The organism is Aureispira sp. CCB-QB1 (genome assembly GCF_000724545.1).
Classification (GTDB): Bacteria; Bacteroidota; Bacteroidia; order Chitinophagales; family Saprospiraceae; genus Aureispira.
In genome coordinates this window covers 1-241 of sequence record NZ_JHBV01000135.1, presented here as the reverse complement: position 1 = coordinate 241, position 241 = coordinate 1, and the positions used below count along the sequence as shown (strand labels likewise).

The 241-nt window shown below is 58.5% G+C and carries 1 other RNA gene; it reads left to right on the top strand.

Annotated elements, in window-relative coordinates:
* An RNA gene (rnpB, locus tag CG11_RS26555) (RNase P RNA component class A) lies at window positions 1-222 on the top strand; the annotation flags it as partial.
* Between the last annotated feature and the right edge of the window lie 19 nt (window positions 223-241).

The following is a 241-nucleotide window of genomic DNA, read 5'->3' as shown; positions in this document are numbered from 1 at the left end:
AAGCGCAACAGCGCCGGTAAGGGTGAAAAGGTGCGGTAAGAGCGCACCGCACGGCTGGCAACAGTGCGTGGCTAGGTAAACCCCACTCGGAGCAAGACCAAATAGGAATCCATTGGCGCGGCCCGCGTTGGATTCGGGTAGGTCGCTTGAGGCGTACAGTGATGTGCGTCCCAGAGGAATGGCTGTCCTCGACAGAACCCGGCATAGATAGGAAGAGCACACGTCTGAACTCCAGTCACGT